Source organism: Photobacterium sp. NCIMB 13483 (genome assembly GCF_003025475.1).
GTDB lineage: Bacteria > Pseudomonadota > Gammaproteobacteria > Enterobacterales > Vibrionaceae > Photobacterium > Photobacterium piscicola.
This window is the reverse complement of sequence record NZ_PYLV01000001.1, coordinates 13,644-30,176: the sequence shown is the minus strand read 5'-3', so window position 1 is coordinate 30,176 and position 16,533 is coordinate 13,644. Positions and strand designations below refer to the sequence as shown.

The 16,533-nt window shown below is 39.0% G+C and carries 19 protein-coding genes and 1 tRNA gene; 6 read left to right on the top strand and 14 right to left on the bottom strand.

Annotated elements, in window-relative coordinates:
• Positions 1-10: 10 nt before the first annotated feature.
• The 9 genes from C9I86_RS00150 to C9I86_RS00110 all read right to left on the bottom strand — a co-directional run bounded on the left by C9I86_RS00150 (position 11) and on the right by C9I86_RS00110 (position 7,512).
• Complete coding sequence (locus C9I86_RS00150; RefSeq protein WP_107275434.1) at positions 11-733, bottom strand: flagellar basal body L-ring protein FlgH; 723 nt, start codon at positions 731-733, stop codon at positions 11-13.
• Positions 734-824: 91 nt separating this feature from the next.
• The gene (gene flgG, locus C9I86_RS00145; RefSeq protein ID WP_080157004.1) at positions 825-1,613 is read right to left on the bottom strand and encodes a flagellar basal-body rod protein FlgG; all 789 of its coding nucleotides are present in this window, start codon (positions 1,611-1,613) and stop codon (positions 825-827) included.
• 19 nt (positions 1,614-1,632) lie between these two features.
• The gene (flgF, locus tag C9I86_RS00140) at positions 1,633-2,382 is read right to left on the bottom strand and encodes a flagellar basal-body rod protein FlgF (protein WP_107275300.1); all 750 of its coding nucleotides are present in this window, start codon (positions 2,380-2,382) and stop codon (positions 1,633-1,635) included.
• A gap of 158 nt (positions 2,383-2,540) precedes the next feature.
• Entirely contained in the window at positions 2,541-3,926 is a 1,386-nt protein-coding gene (gene flgE / locus C9I86_RS00135; protein WP_107275299.1) for a flagellar hook protein FlgE, read from the bottom strand.
• 6 nt (positions 3,927-3,932) lie between these two features.
• On the bottom strand, positions 3,933-4,679 hold the full coding sequence (flgD, locus tag C9I86_RS00130; protein WP_080157009.1) for a flagellar hook assembly protein FlgD: 747 nt from the start codon (positions 4,677-4,679) through the stop codon (positions 3,933-3,935).
• A gap of 17 nt (positions 4,680-4,696) precedes the next feature.
• The gene (gene flgC / locus C9I86_RS00125) at positions 4,697-5,110 is read right to left on the bottom strand and encodes a flagellar basal body rod protein FlgC (protein WP_045036601.1); all 414 of its coding nucleotides are present in this window, start codon (positions 5,108-5,110) and stop codon (positions 4,697-4,699) included.
• 3 nt (positions 5,111-5,113) lie between these two features.
• Positions 5,114-5,509: a flagellar basal body rod protein FlgB gene (gene flgB, locus C9I86_RS00120; RefSeq protein WP_080157011.1), complete on the bottom strand. Its 396-nt coding sequence runs from the start codon at positions 5,507-5,509 to the stop codon at positions 5,114-5,116.
• A 181-nt stretch (positions 5,510-5,690) separates the two neighbouring features.
• Entirely contained in the window at positions 5,691-6,518 is an 828-nt protein-coding gene (locus tag C9I86_RS00115) for a protein-glutamate O-methyltransferase CheR (protein WP_080157014.1), read from the bottom strand.
• A 49-nt stretch (positions 6,519-6,567) separates the two neighbouring features.
• Positions 6,568-7,512 (bottom strand): chemotaxis protein, encoded by a 945-nt coding sequence (locus C9I86_RS00110; RefSeq protein ID WP_107275298.1) that lies wholly within the window; start codon positions 7,510-7,512, stop codon positions 6,568-6,570.
• Between the two features lie 119 nt (positions 7,513-7,631).
• Here C9I86_RS00110 and flgA point away from each other — a divergent pair, with 119 nt between their 5' ends.
• The 3 genes from flgA (at position 7,632) to C9I86_RS00095 (ending at position 9,289) form a co-directional block, all read left to right on the top strand.
• Positions 7,632-8,339: a flagellar basal body P-ring formation chaperone FlgA gene (flgA, locus tag C9I86_RS00105; RefSeq protein ID WP_080157017.1), complete on the top strand. Its 708-nt coding sequence runs from the start codon at positions 7,632-7,634 to the stop codon at positions 8,337-8,339.
• Between the two features lie 140 nt (positions 8,340-8,479).
• Positions 8,480-8,788, top strand: coding sequence for a flagellar biosynthesis anti-sigma factor FlgM (gene flgM, locus C9I86_RS00100; RefSeq protein ID WP_107275297.1), 309 nt, complete (start codon positions 8,480-8,482; stop codon positions 8,786-8,788).
• Between the two features lie 72 nt (positions 8,789-8,860).
• Entirely contained in the window at positions 8,861-9,289 is a 429-nt protein-coding gene (locus C9I86_RS00095) for a flagella synthesis protein FlgN (protein ID WP_080157021.1), read from the top strand.
• A gap of 3 nt (positions 9,290-9,292) precedes the next feature.
• Here C9I86_RS00095 and C9I86_RS00090 read toward each other — a convergent pair whose 3' ends face one another.
• Both C9I86_RS00090 and C9I86_RS00085 read right to left on the bottom strand, forming a co-directional pair.
• Entirely contained in the window at positions 9,293-9,739 is a 447-nt protein-coding gene (locus C9I86_RS00090; RefSeq protein WP_080157022.1) for an LPP20 family lipoprotein, read from the bottom strand.
• An 11-nt stretch (positions 9,740-9,750) separates the two neighbouring features.
• Positions 9,751-10,386 (bottom strand): FlgO family outer membrane protein, encoded by a 636-nt coding sequence (locus C9I86_RS00085; RefSeq protein ID WP_080157024.1) that lies wholly within the window; start codon positions 10,384-10,386, stop codon positions 9,751-9,753.
• Positions 10,387-10,533: 147 nt separating this feature from the next.
• On the opposite strand from C9I86_RS00085, the gene C9I86_RS00080 reads away from it, so the two are divergent.
• The 3 genes from C9I86_RS00080 to C9I86_RS00070 all read left to right on the top strand — a co-directional run bounded on the left by C9I86_RS00080 (position 10,534) and on the right by C9I86_RS00070 (position 12,921).
• Entirely contained in the window at positions 10,534-11,670 is a 1,137-nt protein-coding gene (locus tag C9I86_RS00080; protein WP_080157026.1) for a flagella assembly protein FlgT, read from the top strand.
• A gap of 134 nt (positions 11,671-11,804) precedes the next feature.
• Positions 11,805-11,880 (top strand) — tRNA-Arg (locus C9I86_RS00075).
• 360 nt (positions 11,881-12,240) lie between these two features.
• Positions 12,241-12,921 carry a haloacid dehalogenase type II gene (locus tag C9I86_RS00070; protein ID WP_107275296.1) on the top strand — a complete coding sequence of 227 codons (681 nt, stop codon included), beginning with the start codon at positions 12,241-12,243 and terminating at the stop codon, positions 12,919-12,921.
• A gap of 85 nt (positions 12,922-13,006) precedes the next feature.
• Here the strand turns inward: C9I86_RS00070 and wecA are convergent, their stop codons facing one another.
• The 3 genes from wecA to C9I86_RS00055 all read right to left on the bottom strand — a co-directional run bounded on the left by wecA (position 13,007) and on the right by C9I86_RS00055 (position 16,529).
• Positions 13,007-14,086, bottom strand: coding sequence for a UDP-N-acetylglucosamine--undecaprenyl-phosphate N-acetylglucosaminephosphotransferase (gene wecA / locus C9I86_RS00065; protein WP_080157029.1), 1,080 nt, complete (start codon positions 14,084-14,086; stop codon positions 13,007-13,009).
• A gap of 153 nt (positions 14,087-14,239) precedes the next feature.
• A complete protein-coding gene (locus tag C9I86_RS00060) occupies positions 14,240-15,406 on the bottom strand; it encodes a nucleotide sugar dehydrogenase (RefSeq protein ID WP_107275295.1) in 1,167 nt (388 codons plus the stop codon).
• Positions 15,407-15,416: 10 nt separating this feature from the next.
• Complete coding sequence (locus C9I86_RS00055) at positions 15,417-16,529, bottom strand: glycosyltransferase family 4 protein (RefSeq protein ID WP_107275294.1); 1,113 nt, start codon at positions 16,527-16,529, stop codon at positions 15,417-15,419.
• Positions 16,530-16,533 lie beyond the last annotated feature (4 nt).

The following is a 16,533-nucleotide window of genomic DNA, read 5'->3' as shown; positions in this document are numbered from 1 at the left end:
AAAAGTTCTATTAAAAAGCAACATTAAAAAAGCGGGATAACCAATTTTGCTGCTGAACATCTTGGCGATCGCCAGTACCTGAATATTGAATGCGCGCATTAGAAATACGGGTTGAAGCAATAGTGTTATCTTGATCGATATCATCCGGACGAATATTGCCGCTTACACGAATATATTCTTCACCTGTATTGAGCATTAACCATTTCTCACCGCGAATAACTAAGTTGCCATTACTCAACACATCAATAACTTCAACAGAAATGGAACCTTTAATGCTGTTACTTTGATCAGCCGATGTTGATCCTTCAAAGGTATTATTATTTGCCATCGCATAAGACAGGGTATAATCATGCAGAGTGACAGGTTTACCCCCTAACTCTATCGGCTTCATGTGAAGATCGGTTTTCTTATCAAGATCTGAACTGGCATTTTTCTTCGCGGTGGTTTTTTCTTCAAGCAAGATTGTCACAATATCGCCAATACCGCGCGGCTTGGTGTCATCATATAAATCTTGCGCTTGATCTTGATTAAATAACGATCCGGTTGCAGTTGCATAATGTTCAGGCTTAGCTTGCGGTCGAACCGGATTCCATGCCGGATCATTCATTTGAGCATCATCACGCGCGCGTAAACGGTCAATTAAACTCTTTGATTCAGGCTGTTTACCTTCAACAGCATCAACATTAGTCGTGGCTTTTTCAATATCACTGCCCACTGAATCTGGCGTTGACATACACCCGCTTAAACTACAAACAAGAGCAATCAATAGCCAGCGTCCATGGTGATTTGAATGTACTTTCACTGCGATTTCCTAGCTAATAAACTTATAGTTGCTGATTAACGTAACTCAACATTTGATCAACGGTTGAAATCACTTTGGAGTTCATTTCATAGACCCGCTGCGCTTCAATCATATTCACTAGCTCTTCAGTCACATTGACATTGGATGTTTCAAGCATTGATTGACGAATAGAGCCAAAACCTTCTAAACCTGGTGTACCTTCTTGCGGATCACCGCTGGCTCCTGTGGGTAAGAATAAATTTTGTCCAATCGGCTCTAAACCTGCGGGGTTAATAAAATCGGTGGTGGTTAATTGCCCTAGCACTTCATTTTCTTGTTGATCACGAATACGCGCCGACACTTCACCATCAGTACCGACAGTAATACCCACCGCATTATCAGGCACTACAATTTCAGGTTGCACCGGATAACCGCTACCACTGGTGACTAAAATACCTTGATCGTTAATCGTAAATTGACCATTACGGGTATAACCAATATTGCCATCAGGCAGTAAGACTTGGAAAAAACCATCACCTTCAATCATCATATCCATGGCATTATTGGTGGTTTGAGTATTACCTTGAGTGAACACTTTTTGAGTCGCAACCACTTTTGAACCAGCACCCAGCATTAAGCCACTTGGCGATGTGGTATCTTGGGTTGATTTACCGCCGGGCTGATTAATATTTTGATAAAACAGATCTTCAAAAACCGCGCGACTTTTCTTAAAACCTATGGTTGATGCGTTAGCTAAGTTATTAGAAATGGTTGAAATATTGGTTTGTTGGGCATCTAAACCCGTTTTACTGACCCACAATGCTGGATGCATGATGATCGTCCTTTAGTAATTAGCTGATACGCATCAGAGAAGAAGAAGATTTATCCATTTCTTCGGCTGTTTTCATTAACTTCACTTGCATTTCAAAGTGACGCTGTAAATCGATCATATTGGTCATTTCGGCCACCGCATTAACATTACTGCCTTCAAGCATGCCTTTAGCTAAACTGACGCTAGCATCGGCATCTAATGGATCACGATTACCAATCACCTTAAAGAGACCATCTGTATCTTTAAACAGACTTCGATTTTCAGGTTTGACTAACTTAATACGATCAACCGTTACCATCACATCTGATGGTGCTCCCTTAGGGATTACTGAGACCGTACCATCTTGACTAATCTCAATTTTATTAATCGGCAGAGGAATAAAGATCGGGCTATCATTGCGCCCTAAAACAAGCTGACCATTACTATTTTGCAGCATGCCCATCTGATCAACGTTAAGATGTCCCGCGCGAGTATATCCTTCTTGACCACCCGCATCTTGAACAGCCAACCAACCATCACCTTGTACCGCAACATCAAGATCACGCCCAGTATTGATCATCGAACCTTGAGCAAAATCATTGCCCGTGCGCTCTGCCATAGTAAACACACGACTCGGCACTCCATCACCAAAAGCCTGCATACTACGCGCTTGCTGTAAGTCAGCACGAAAACCTGTAGTGCTCACGTTAGCAAGGTTATTGGCATGTACTCGCATGCCTTGCATATCTTGTTTTGCCCCGCTCATAGCGAGAAACAGCGCCCGATCCATTTTTTTGACACTCCTCTGTGCATTAGCTGATTTAAAGCAAAAACTACGCCAAGATGTGGGTAAAGAATAACAACGGCTAAGAATTGAGAACTGAAGATACAAAAACGCCACCGATAACGGTGGCGTCAAGCGATTAATAATAATTAACGCATTTGAAATTAACGGATCTGAAGAATATTTTGTTGTAGCTGGTTATTAACATCCAAGGCACGAGAACTGGCTTGGAAGTTACGCTGGGCACTGATCAAATCCACCAGCTCTTGAGTCATATCAATATTTGATTGCTCTAGAGTGCCACTTTTGATGGCGCCAAATGAACCTTGAGATGCATCTCCCCACACCACTTCACCCGACTCTTGGGTTGCATTCCATAGCGAGCCACCAAGTTGCGTAAGCCCTTGCTCATTGGCAACTCGAGCCATCGCCACGCGACCAACAACTAAATCTTTACCGTTTGAATAAGACGCCATAATGTTACCTTCAGGATCAATATCCACTTTAGATAAATACCCTGTTGATGCACCATCAACATCCTGAAACTTACGCACTTCAAACGCCGACGCATACTGCGTTGGATCTTCATAATTCATGGTGATTGCTTGAGTGCCATCCGCACCACCCACATCAATAGCCGCCTCGGCAAAACTTTCCATCTGAATATTTAATGGTGTTCCAGGAATAGCAGCGTCAGGCGGTACTGCTGGTGTTGCTTTTAGTGGTTGTCCATTAGCATCAAACTTCATCATATACCCCAGATGACCATTTGAACCTGCGACTGAATACCCCGTAGGTAAAGACTCTGCTTTAGCATCTAATGCTTTTTCTTTGCCGTTATTATCAGTCACGGTTTGGTAGACTTCCCATGTATTAGCATTGGTTGATTCTGGTGCTACGGCATTAGGATTATACTTAGCCACATAATAAGTGGTCATTTTATATGGCTTACCGAGTGAGTCATAAATAGTTGATGAGGTAGAACGACTGAATGAGTCACTATTTGTAAAATCAAATGGCTGCGTTTTAGGTGCAGTCTCTTTGTTAGGCAAGTTAAGCGAAACTTTGATATTTTTAGACGCCGTTGGCTGTCCAAATACATCATCAATTTTTAAAGATTTAGCCTCATAAGAAGCAACAGTATTTGAATCTTGATTAACAGGATAACCGAGTAAAAACTTTCCTTCCGCATTAACTAATTCATTTTCATTGTTTAACTGAAACGCACCATTACGGGTTAAATTACTGTTTGCAACTTCATTTTTATTATCTGCCACCGCAAAAAAACCCGCACCAGATACCCGTAAATCTAATGGGTTATTGGTATAAATACTTGAACCTTCATGGAACTGTTGTGCCACGGTTGAAGTTTGTACACCACCACCCGTCGTGGTTTTAGCGTTTGAGAAGATGGAATTAGAATACACATCCCCAAACTCTGCCCGTGACTCTTTAAAACCAAAGGTATTGGCGTTAGCAATGTTATTACTGGTGGTATTTAAATCCTTTTGCGCAGCACCCAAGCCACTTAATGCGATATTCATGCTCATCGTAAATTATCCTTGTTGTGTACTAAGTGGTGCCGCTGATTGTGCACTTTTACCAATTTGTAAAACTTCGGCTAAGTTGACAGGTTTGGTCACCCCCGCCAGATTTAACATTACTTTGCCGTCACTATTACCTAATAAAACACTGTTAACATTAGCGTGAGTTAATACTTCAAATTGTTGGCTTTCGCCGCCAACAGTTCCCGATACCGAAAAGTTATATTTGCCTTGTGGCATCACATTGCCAGCATCGTCTTTTCCATCCCATGCAAACGGATGTTCCCCTGCAGATTTTGCACCTAGAGTAATAGTTTTTACTAATACGCCTTGCTCATTTTCAACCCGCAGAATGGCGTTATCGACCCCTTGTTGCATGCGTACCATGCCCGCCATTTCACCGTCATGGTTTTTCAATGCCGATGCACTTGGAATAAGCACATCTTGTCCAACTAACGATGAGGCTTGCAGCGCTTGGTTTGATGTCATAGCACTATTGAGTGAACCAAATTGCTCATTCATTTTATTGATACCATCAACGGTAGCAAAAGACGCCATTTGAGCGATCATCTGATCATTACCCACAGGCTTAAACGGATCTTGTTGCGCTAACTGTTTAGTTAACAACGATAAAAAATCGTCTTGTTTTAATTGATTAGTGCCCGTTGTAGGTTGTTCTTGGGCAATCTTTTTATCTTGCATGCCTTTTAACTGGTCAAGATAAGAAAGAGATTGCCCGGCACCGTTAATGGTTGTCATAACACAAACTCCTTAGCTTATTTGCCCATCTGCAAGGTTTTCATCAGCATTTGCTTACTTGCATCCGCCACTTGAACATTATTTTGGTAAGAGCGTGATGCGGAAATCATATTCGCCATTTCTTCCATCACATTGACATTAGGTTTATAAATATAACCAGCACTGTTCGCCAATGGATGCTCAGGATTATATTCCGCACTTAATGGCTCATTACTTTCAACAATCCCCTGCAGTTGTACTGGCACGCTAGCATCGCCTTGATTAGCACTATCAAGCGCTGCCGCAAAAATAGGGTAACGCGCTTTATAAGTTTCTTGCGCTGAGCTACTGACACTGTTGGCATTGGCTAAGTTACTAGAGGTGGTATTAAGTCGTACTGATTCAGCACTCATGGCAGAACCGGTCACATTAAAGATATTAAATAAACTCATCCATTATTCCCCTTTCAATGCCTTGGTTAAATTCTTAAATTTAGAGCCTAAAAAATCGAGCGATGCTTGATATTCAATACTATTCTGCATAAATAAATTTTGTTCTAATTGCGCATCAACAGTATTGCCATCACCAGTATCAGGCTGAGTTGGCACTCGATAAAGTTGTTCGCCATTGGCGGCTGGAGAGGCAGTAATATGCCGCCCATTGGTACGATTAAGGCCAACGTTTGCCCCTGCGGTTGCCGATTGCAGGACGCGGCTAAAGTCGATATCTTTTGCCTTAAAGCCTGGAGTATTAACATTCGCAAGGTTGCTCGCTAATGTTTCTGCACGTGTTGCTCGTGCACCAACGGTATACTGATGAATACCTAATGCTTTATCAAAAGAAATCGACATGCTTTGCCTCTACGGTGTTATTTACTGTCACAGTGACAACAGCAGTAAAGCAAAGACAATGCCAAGATGGAAAAGGGAGGAGGAAAAAATAGGAATAGCAGGAATAGCATACAAGGTCTAGTTCAGGGGTTCGAATCCTAAAATCCTTGAATCCTCGCCCCTAAATCACCTGCTCTTGCTATTATTTCAATTTATAAATAATACCGGGATTACAACGTACCATTTCAAACCGATCGCAGAGTCCGGTTAATGATTCAGAAGCACCCAGAAATAAGTAACCACCAGGGTTTAAACTGGCTGCTAATTGATTTAACACTTTTACTTTGGTTTCAGGTGAAAAGTAAATGAGTACATTACGGCAAAATATTACGTCAAATTTACCCAATAGAACGTAGCTGTCTTTTAAATTTTGAGTCCGAAAATTAACCAGCTGTTTTACGCGTTGGTTAACTTGCATGCCACCACTAATATGTGATTCAAAAAATAGTCTTCGACGTTCAACAGATAAACCACGACTTAACGCAAGGTTGTCATATACTCCTTCACGACACATATCAAGCATGGTCTGTGAAATATCAGTCGCCGTGATCTGAATGCTGGGTAGTAGCCCCGGTCGTTTCAATTGCTGTTCTAAAATAGTCATCGCCATTGAATACGGTTCTTGTCCTGACGAACTTGCCGCTGACCATATTTTTAATGGCCTTCTGTTGGCTGCAAGTTCAGGTAAGATCTTATCGGCTAAAACAGTAAAAGGATAACTATCACGAAACCACAGTGTTTCATTGGTTGTCATTGCATCTATCACTGCAACCCGTAATTCTCGATTACGCCCTTTCAATGCGCCTTGCAATAAATCAGACAAAGATGGCAACCCAAAACGTTTAATGAGAGGACTTAAACGACTTCGCACTAAATATTGCTTACTGTCCCCCAAAACAATGCCACACTGTGCTTCAAGAAAATGACAAAAGTCATAATAGTCTTGATCATTTACCGTTAATGTTGTCATCAATTACTCTTTCTTGTTTTTGTCGTTTATTGCATATTAAATAGATTTATTATTTAGAACTAACGCAAGCAGCAGTCGCTGTGGTCATGGCATCTTTTACTGCTCGACCTAGCTCATCAGGATTAAATTTAGGAATAAAGGCATTAGCACCCACACGTTCAACCATCGCCTGATTAAAGACCCCACTCAATGAAGTATGTAAAATAACATGCAGATCTTTTAACGCGGAATCATTACGAATCGCAGCCGTTAAGGTATAACCATCCATTTCAGGCATTTCAATATCTGATATCACTAAAGCTAATTGTTGATAAATACTGTCTTTTGCAGCCATGGTTTGTAATGTTCTAAAGGCTTCTTTACCGTCTTTCACACAAATGCAATCACAACCGATAGATTCAATCGCACGCTGCACTTGCTTACGCGCTACCATGGAGTCATCGGCAACGAGTACCGTTTTTACTGTTGGTGTTATTAAGCTAATTTCATTCAGTAATTCACTCGATAACCGAGTATCAACAGGTGAAATTTGATCAAGGATCTTTTCTACATCAAGAATTTCTACCAGTTCATTATCAATTTCAGTGACGGCTGTAAGGTAATTATTTCGTCCTGCGCCTTTTGGGGGTGGTAAAATCGCCTCCCAATTTATATTCACAATTCGCTCAACTGCTGACACTAAAAAGCCCTGCACCGAGCGGTTGAATTCAGAAATGATAATAAAACAATTGCTGATATCTTCGACAGGTCGTCCGCCTGTGGCAAGGCTCATATCTATCACTGATATTGTTTGTCCTCGAATATAAGCGATACCTTTAACAAACGGATGTAAATTCGGCATCGATGTTAACTTAGGACACTGTAAAACTTCTTTAACTTTAAAGACATTAATCCCATATCGCTGACGCCGATTAAGTCGAAAAGTAAGTAATTCTAATCGATTTTGTCCTACTAACTGCGTACGTTGATTAACGGAATCTAAAATGCCTGACATGTGAAAGGGCTTCCTGTCTGAAAATATTAACAACACCAATACAAGCAATTTTTCAAATAATTACTTATGATAAGCCGCTTAATAACCGCATGATTACCACCGACAGAGAGCATAACGCCGTGATCACTCATCGATATTTAAACTTAATTTGCATTATTATCGGCAGTTTGTTGCTGAACTTTAGTATTAATGTTCATGCCACATCTATCTCACAACAAAGCCTTATTCAGCAAACAGCAGCAGAGCATATAAAACGTTCGTTAGCGCCATCTGATTTTGGTAGTGTTAATATTACCGCTGCAACATTAGATTCTCGATTACGGTTTCCTACCTGCTCAAGTCCCCTAGTAGCAACCACGCCGGGTAAACAAACGTTATCAGGTAATGTTACGGTACTGGTACAGTGTAATAGTGAAGATTGGCAGCTCTATGTGCCGGTTAATGTTCAACAGACTCTGCCACAAGTGATCGCCACCACCCACCTCGGCCGTGGCGCTTTACTCAGTGCTGCTAACGTAAAAGTTGCCATGGTGGAAAGCCGCTTTCAACGTGGTGTCAGCTTTAATGATCCTCAACAAATTATTGGTTCAAAAGTAAAACGTACCGTGAAAGCAGGTGATGTCATTCAAGCAAATGATATCTGCTTAGTGTGCCGCAATGACAGTGTGTTAATTCGAGCCGGGCAAACAGGATTAGCCATAGTTACCACCGGCAAAGCATTATCAGATGGGGCTATTGGTGATGAGATTCGCGTGCAAAATAGCAAATCAAAGCGAATCATTGATGGGGTCATTACAGCGGTAGGAGAAGTCTCGGTAAAATATTAACAACAACCGACAATAGGCGGCTAAAAATCAAAAATAATACGTCATAATATTTTGGTATTCGTAAACAAAAAAAGCTAAAGTTTATAGTCTATACGTCGATAATTGACTATAACGCTATTGGCATCGACAGGTACTACATTATGACAAACATTGATCATCTTCGTGGTGGGCAACCACTAAATACAGCTCGTACGGTTAACCATACCAAAACGGCAACAACAAATACGCCATCAACCACTACGATTGAACCGCAACACGACGCGGTATCTTTAAGTTCTCAAGGTAAAGCGGTTGGTCAAATTCATCAACAATTAGCAGCAGAAACCAGTTTTGATGCCGCAAAAGTTGCTGAAATAAAACAAGCCATCGCTAATGGCAGTTATACTATTGATGCCAACAAACTCGCTAATAATATAATCAAGTTTGAAGATGAACTTAACGATCTTTAATGCTGTTATTATTAAGAACTGATGTTATTAATAGACTAATATTATTGCGCATTCACTGTAAGGATCTTGGTTATGAAACACACTATTGAGCAATTGCTTGAGCTTCAACACACGGCTTTGGTCTCTCTTGCTGAATTACTCAACCAAGAAAAAACAGCCATAGCTCATCGACGAGCGTTAGAAATAGAGCAATTTGCAAAAGAAAAACTGACACTGATCAATAGTATTCAACAACATGATTATCTTATTGCTCATCATTCACAGCGGCAACAATTACAAGACGATGCATTACTCGGTCAGCATGTTGAAGAAATTCAACAGCTCGTGACATTATGTAAACAACGTAATGACATCAATGGCGAAGTATTACAACGGGCGCAATTAAGTTTTCATAAACTCAATAACCTATTTCAACAAAGTCGAGGTCGCCACCAGATGACCTATAATTGTGATGGTAAGGCGCAGAATGTTCGCTCATTAGGCACCAACCTTAAAGCCTAATAGTTAAAACATCACTTGTTGATTATTGGGTACATGAAACACTTCGCCGTGTTGCTTCATACGTTCCATTAAGCCTAAATTTAATTCCATTTCAGTTACATAGCTATCACCTACAGGATAACTACGGATCACTTTGGCCCCTCGAATAATACCATCAACAGCACCATTCGTATTTTCAGGGCCTAGTTGCTGATTTGATAACGATGTTGTTGCTGAAATTCGTAACCCATAAATTTGTTCTGATAATTCACGGTACGCATCCACTTTTGATGCACGCATTGCCCGTAAACTTTTTTCTTCTTGAGTACGCCCATTTTGCTCACTAATTGACGCGTAACCAACGGCAAATACTCTTTCATTACTATTGGTTAAATTCGGGTGAGTACCACTATTTGAAGAAGAACACCCAGATATTAAGATTAATAACACCATTATTAGCCATTTAGTCATCACGGTTATCCTTAAGGTCGTAACACAATATTATTGGTAGTAGGCTGTTGTTGTTCCGTTCGAATAATCACCCCATTACGGATTTGAATCTTATTCATAAAATCCAAATCACGCCCAATACGCTCTGCGGGTAAAAAGCCTTGTGCCGTGGCAATAACAACATGCGATCGCATTCCGATGATTCTTGCATTCACAAGCACACCGCCGCTTTGACGTAACATTGTCCCCGTTAGCACATAATCAACCGGCTGTTGCGCTGACAATTCTTGCCAATTACGGCTAATACTAAAATCACCATTACGTGTTACTTTAATCACCCCTGTTGATTTGTAATCAACGACCGTAAATCCTCGTTGCTGCATCTGAAACATGAAATTTTCACTAACCACATTACCCAACCAATTAGTGACCCCCATATCTTGCAGATCAACAAACGACGTCACAGCCAAAGGCGTACTTGCTGTTAAATATTGATTGGACTCAATAAGTTGATTTGTGAGTCCTTCAACAAAATAATCGACCGTATGACGAGGCGTCGTTGTTAGCGAATACCCCGCTGAAGAAAATGGCTCTTTACCGTTATAAACTTGGGGTCCTGTACAAGCTGTTAATAGTAGCGCACACACCACCAGTATAAATTTGTTCATTGTTGGTCACTCTTGCTACGTGTGATAAGGGATATATCGTTCACGAATACAATTTCTTTAATGAGAAGCACCAATTGGGAACACTCTTTGCATTCCGTTGTGGTTATGTCCTGATCAAAGCAAAAAACATACCTAAATTGGCCTTTTATGAATAAAAAATTATTACTCTGTTTAAGTGCGTTATGGTTGTTCGTATCACACTCAAGTCATGCCCAATGGGTACAGGTGACAGGTGAAGCTAACATTCTTGAAAGTAAAGCGACCGCACGCGTCAATGCCTTAGAAAATGCGGTCTTTCAAGCAATGACATTTACGGGAGGTGAGATTGCCAGCCTACCGATGCTTAAAACTTATTTGCAAGAAGATCGGCAACAATACCGTTTTAGCGGTAATGAAATTCGACATATTAGCGTGCTAGAACAGAAAGATGCTGGCGGCAAAATGTATGTTACAGCCAGAATAGATATTTACCCATCGGCAAAAAGTTGCCACAAGGTACAATATAAGAAAGGATTATTACTGGGGAAATTTTCACTCGCGGAGCCACAACAAGCAGCGATGGGCAGTATTTATCAGCTAGGGGATGATTTTTCAAAGGTCTTACAAAAAAATATTCAGCAACGTTCGCAAAGTTTTTTAGTAACAGGTGTTACCCAAGTACCTGTTAGTGCTAACCATGCAGATGCGATGATGATGTTAGCTGAAGATAATGACGCACAATATTTGGTCAGTGGTGAGATCACGGATATTTCCGCTACCGTTGATGATCATCTATTACAACCCAACACCATTAATCGTCAATTTGCGTTAACTCTTAATATAATGGACGGTAAAACAGGTGAGACAATCTACCAAAATAGTTACCGTGATATTGGTTTATGGCCCTTTGCTCGTACAAGTTATGTTGATACTAAAACGGCACGTTTTTGGGTATCACCGTATGGGCAAAGTATTCAACGCGTCACTCAAAATATGATGTTAGATATTGAAAGTGCCCTTTCATGCCGCGCTAGCCTGCCTGAAATAATTAATATCCATCAAGGCGTCGCTCAAATCAATGTTGGTCGAGTACATGGGGTTCACAACGGTGATCAACTTAAATTATGGCACAGCGCAGGGTTTATCGATCAGAAAGGTATTCCACGCAACCGTATGGTTGAAACAGCGATCACACTTACCGTTAATCGAGTCTATGAAAAGTCTGCAGAGCTTAGTGTTAATCAACCACAACTGGCATCTAGCATTCAACCTGGCGATTTACTGACCAAGCAGTTGAATCAATAACACTATTTTCTTAAACTCTGTTGATTTTCGTGTACACTATCGCTCTGACCTATTTGATTTAAATAAATAGTGTCACATTAACCAATAGATATATTATCTAAATGTGTTAATCAGTAACGAGAGTTTACTACTTTGTCCCCTTAGTTCAGCTGGATAGAACAAGGACCTCCTAAGTCTTAGACACAGGTTCGAATCCTGTAGGGGACACCATATTCTAAAAAGTCAGCCTCTGTGCTGACTTTTTTACATCAAAAATTATCATTCAATATATCGTTACCTTCTATAGTCAACATTTCAGCATTCCCTCTTTAATTCAGAATCTAATAACTCAGGTCACATATAAATAAGTCATAAATATTCATGCAACAAATGTATGTTTTTTTATTTTTAGTCTTTTCTGTATTTATTTAGACACTTTATCTGCTATTAAATGAGTAACTAATATGCAATATCTGATTGTCATTTAAGAACTTATTACTCTTATATCTTCGTAGTAGAGTGAATATAGAAAGCTAATTAACAATTATTTATTACACATAATATTAGCTATAAATAGTAATGGAAATTGACATGAACAAAGAAGTTATTCTTTTTGATATAATTCAAACAACGCTAGATTTAGAACCATTAAAGCCTAAATTTGAAGAGACTTTTGGTAGCCAAGATGCTTTACCATTATGGTTTTCAAGATTATTACATACTTCAACAGTCTGTATTATCACAAATGTAAGCACCAACTTTACTGTATTAGCCAGTGCTATGCTTGAATCAGTAGCTGATTATTATCATTGTCAATTAACAGAATCAAAATGTAATGAGCTATTAAGTGCTTTTGCAAACTTGCCACCCCATGCAGATATGAAATCCTCATTGCAAAAATTACGTGAAAACGGCTTTAAAACCGTTGCTTTTGCTAATTCATCCTTGAGTTTTCTCACTACTCAAATTAAAAATGCTGGCTTAATTGATCTTTTTGACGACATTATATCTGTCGAAAAAACAGGAAGTTTTAAACCCGATCCAAATGTATATAAATATGCCGCTAATATTCTTGAAGAGCCATTAGAAAACCTTCGTTTAGTTGCTACTCATGATTGGGATACCCATGGTGCTTTAGCTATCGGTTTAAAAGCAGCTTATATTGAGCGTGGCGGTGCTCCATACAATCCTCTGTATTTAAAACCAGATATTCAATCAAACGTAATGGATGATATAGCTGAACAAATTATTGCTCGTTGCTTACCGGAGTAAAAATAGACTATTATTAAAAAGAATATAAAAAAGGCCGAGTAATCAATGATTATTCGACCTTTTTTGTATTTACAACAGTATATTATTATTTAGACGTAGACTTATGCGTCTTGAGACTGAGTGTGTTACGCACAAAGGCAACAATACGGAAAATATGACTAATTGCAGTGAAATAACATACAAACATCACTAAGAAAGCAACAAACATCGTTGACTCAGCAATACCAAGATAATCAGTCCACAGACCAATGATCGAACAGACTAATGCCATTGAACAAATCGTCAATAATGTCTGACGAGATGATAACCCAAGACGTTGAAAAATATGATGTAAATGTTCACGATCGGGTTTAAATGGTGACTGACCTTTACGAATACGACGGATCATAATCGTTGCCATATCCATTAATGGAATCGCAATTAACCATAGCGCTGTAACAGGTTTAAAAGCATATAGCTCAGGATCTTGGGTTGCTTTTATCAGTAACCATACAACAGTAAAGCCGATAAACATACTGCCAGCATCACCCATAAACACTTTTGCTTTAGAGCCAAATGGAATACCAAGGTTAAGCATAATGTAAGGGATAATCGCAGTCACAATTAAACAACAAACGGTCCCTAAATACGTATTGCCAGATAAAAAGAAAACAAACCCCATCGAGCCAATAGTTACCGCCGCTAACCCGCCTAATAAGCCATCAATGCCATCGACCATATTAAATGCATTAATCGCACCAATCACACCAACAATAGTGATGATATAACTAGTGAACACCGATAATTGAATGGTTTCACTGCCCATTAGAAAGCCAAGGTTATGAAGACTATGGCCACCAATTACAATCATCGCGATAGAAATAGCAGCTTGGACAATTAATCGTAATTTGAAACTAATATCTAAACGATCATCGAATGCACCAAGAATAATAAGTACTAAAGCAGAGCCTAAATATAAATATAAGTCACGGGTATGTGGTAGAAATGACAAAAAGGTAACAGATATGGCCGCAAATATAGAAATACCACCAATTAAAGGAATCGCACCTTTATGATGTTTTCGTTCATTAGGTTTATCAACTAAACCCACTCTTTTGGCTACTACTCTCATCACAAACAAGAAAATCAGTGATGAAATAAAGATAAAACAATATCCAATAAACATAACAAACACTTTTTTAAATCTTATACATTCCGCATATAAAAAAGAAAAAATAGGAATAATAATAGTGAACTATTACTTTCCTACTTTTTCTATTCTTTGCGATCATAGATCAATAAATTATATATAAATATAATAATTCATTGGTCTCCGTTATTAATCTTCTTGGAAGATATCTCTAGTATATACTTTATCAGCTACATCATTCAATTCTTCAGCCATGCGATTAGAAACAATAACATCACACTCATTTTTAAATTGATTTAAATCTTTAATAACGCGAGAGTGGAAGAATTCATCTTCAGTTAATACTGGCTCATAAATAACGACTTCAATACCTTTCGCTTTAATACGCTTCATAATACCTTGGATACTTGAAGCACGGAAATTATCAGAGCCTGACTTCATGATTAAGCGATATACGCCAACACGCTTTGGACTACGTTTCATGATTGAGTCAGCAATAAAGTCTTTACGGGTTGTGTTTGCGTCAACAATAGCACCGATAATGCTATTTGGTACATCTTGGTAGTTAGCACGTAACTGCTTAGTATCTTTTGGTAGGCAGTAGCCGCCGTAGCCAAATGAAGGGTTATTGTAATGACTACCAATACGAGGGTCTAAGCCAACACCTTCGATGATTTGACGCGCATTCAAATCATGTGTTTCAGCATAAGTATCTAGCTCATTAAAGTAAGCCACACGCATTGCTAAATAAGTGTTTGAGAATAGTTTAACTGCTTCAGCTTCTGTTGAATCAGTAAATAGAACATTAATATCTTCTTTGATCGCGCCTTGCTGTAGTAGTTCAGCAAATACTTTAGCACGCTCACTTTGCTCACCAACAATGATACGTGATGGGTATAAGTTATCGTATAAGGCACGGCCTTCACGCAAGAATTCAGGTGAGAAAATAATATTATCACAACCAAACTTTGCTTTAACTTCTTTAGTATAACCCACTGGTACTGTTGATTTAATAATCATCACTGCATTTGGATTAATCGCCATAACATCTTTAATAACCGCTTCGACTGAAGAAGTATTAAAGTAGTTATGAACAGTGTCATAATCTGTTGGTGTTGCAATAATTACATATTCAGCATCTTTATATGCTAATTCTTTGTCTAATGTCGCAACAAAGTTAAGTTCTTTGTTTTCTAAGAAATATTCAATTTCACGATCAACAATTGGTGACTTTTTATTATTAAGAAGATTTACTTTTTCTTCAATAATATCAATAGCAATAACTTCGTTGTTCTGTGCCAATAACATGGCGTTTGACAGACCTACGTAGCCTGTACCTGCAATAGTAATTTTCATGAAATCTCTCTTAGATAATACTTTCAATAGCCGTTAGGTATTTATTAATTATGATTTTTTCATCGAATTCGCTTTCAATCTTTCGACGACTCGCTAAACCCATATCAAGACGTTCTTGATGGGTATGCTCAATGATTTTAGTGAGCATTTCCACCAAACTTGCGGTAGAACGTGTTTGACAAAGATAGCCATTAATCCCATGGTCAACTGTTTCACGACAACCAACATTATCAGTCGTAACAATAGGTTTCCCCATAGCACCTGCTTCAAGCAACGATTTAGGCACACCTTCACGATAGAAAGAAGGTAATACCATACAATCTACTTTTGCTATCTCAGCTTCAACAGTATCTGAGAAACCAAGATAATTAACAATGCCTTCATCAACCCATACTTGCATTTCAGCTTTTGAAACAGCAGATGGGTTATTTACATCAAGAAAGCCAAGTAAATTAAATTGTACTTTATCGCCATAACGTTGCTTTAGTTCACGAGCAGCTTCAACATAATGACCGATACCTTTATCGTAAAGCATACGCGCCACTAATAAGAACGTGACAACGCCATCATCAGCCGCTGGTGATATTGCAAAGCGTGAGAGGTCTGCACCAGAACCAGGTAAACGATCCGTCTTTGAAATATCTGCCAGTTTGTTATCAATAAATAACCCGCGGTCATCTTCATTTTGAAAGAAAATTTTACTGGCTCGACGTTGGCTAAACTTATACAAAGCTCGTGCAATTTTTGCCGTCATATTTTCATTGATAAAAATAATGCCAAGTCCAGCAATATTATTAATGACTTTAGTACCATTTTTTGACGCAGCCACAGTACTATAAATATTATTTTTAGGTGTAAAGTTTAATACAACATCAAACTTTTCAGCTTTAAAAATAGTATTAAAAGCAAAATACGTTTTAGCATCATTAATTGGATTTGTGCCACCTTGATCAATATCAATATGGATAAATCGCGCACCTAATTGTTCAAGTTTCACTGAATAATCATCTCGAGGAGAAATGGCTGCTACAGTATGACCCGCTTCAATTAACGCTAATATAGTGTTCTTTCTAAAGTTAAATAAATACCAACTTGTATTGGCTGATATAGCTATCTTTGCCATGGGA

What these genes read in the sequence shown, in the direction of transcription:
- C9I86_RS00095 (WP_080157021.1), top strand. Translation starts at nt 8,861, where the DNA reads ATGAAACACACTATTGAGCAATTGCTTGAGCTTCAACACACGGCTTTG.
- C9I86_RS00080 (WP_080157026.1), top strand. Translation starts at nt 10,534, where the DNA reads ATGAATAAAAAATTATTACTCTGTTTAAGTGCGTTATGGTTGTTCGTA.
- C9I86_RS00110 (WP_107275298.1), bottom strand. Translation starts at nt 7,512, where the DNA reads ATGTCAGGCATTTTAGATTCCGTTAATCAACGTACGCAGTTAGTAGGA.
- C9I86_RS00150 (WP_107275434.1), bottom strand. Translation starts at nt 733, where the DNA reads ATGTCAACGCCAGATTCAGTGGGCAGTGATATTGAAAAAGCCACGACT.
- C9I86_RS00085 (WP_080157024.1), bottom strand. Translation starts at nt 10,386, where the DNA reads ATGAACAAATTTATACTGGTGGTGTGTGCGCTACTATTAACAGCTTGT.
- flgC (WP_045036601.1), bottom strand. Translation starts at nt 5,110, where the DNA reads ATGAGTTTATTTAATATCTTTAATGTGACCGGTTCTGCCATGAGTGCT.
- flgD (WP_080157009.1), bottom strand. Translation starts at nt 4,679, where the DNA reads ATGACAACCATTAACGGTGCCGGGCAATCTCTTTCTTATCTTGACCAG.
- flgE (WP_107275299.1), bottom strand. Translation starts at nt 3,926, where the DNA reads ATGAGCATGAATATCGCATTAAGTGGCTTGGGTGCTGCGCAAAAGGAT.
- flgB (WP_080157011.1), bottom strand. Translation starts at nt 5,509, where the DNA reads ATGTCGATTTCTTTTGATAAAGCATTAGGTATTCATCAGTATACCGTT.
- C9I86_RS00055 (WP_107275294.1), bottom strand. Translation starts at nt 16,529, where the DNA reads ATGGCAAAGATAGCTATATCAGCCAATACAAGTTGGTATTTATTTAAC.
- C9I86_RS00115 (WP_080157014.1), bottom strand. Translation starts at nt 6,518, where the DNA reads ATGACAACATTAACGGTAAATGATCAAGACTATTATGACTTTTGTCAT.
- flgF (WP_107275300.1), bottom strand. Translation starts at nt 2,382, where the DNA reads ATGGATCGGGCGCTGTTTCTCGCTATGAGCGGGGCAAAACAAGATATG.
- C9I86_RS00060 (WP_107275295.1), bottom strand. Translation starts at nt 15,406, where the DNA reads ATGAAAATTACTATTGCAGGTACAGGCTACGTAGGTCTGTCAAACGCC.
- flgM (WP_107275297.1), top strand. Translation starts at nt 8,480, where the DNA reads ATGACAAACATTGATCATCTTCGTGGTGGGCAACCACTAAATACAGCT.
- flgG (WP_080157004.1), bottom strand. Translation starts at nt 1,613, where the DNA reads ATGCATCCAGCATTGTGGGTCAGTAAAACGGGTTTAGATGCCCAACAA.
- C9I86_RS00090 (WP_080157022.1), bottom strand. Translation starts at nt 9,739, where the DNA reads ATGACTAAATGGCTAATAATGGTGTTATTAATCTTAATATCTGGGTGT.
- C9I86_RS00070 (WP_107275296.1), top strand. Translation starts at nt 12,241, where the DNA reads ATGAACAAAGAAGTTATTCTTTTTGATATAATTCAAACAACGCTAGAT.
- wecA (WP_080157029.1), bottom strand. Translation starts at nt 14,086, where the DNA reads ATGTTTATTGGATATTGTTTTATCTTTATTTCATCACTGATTTTCTTG.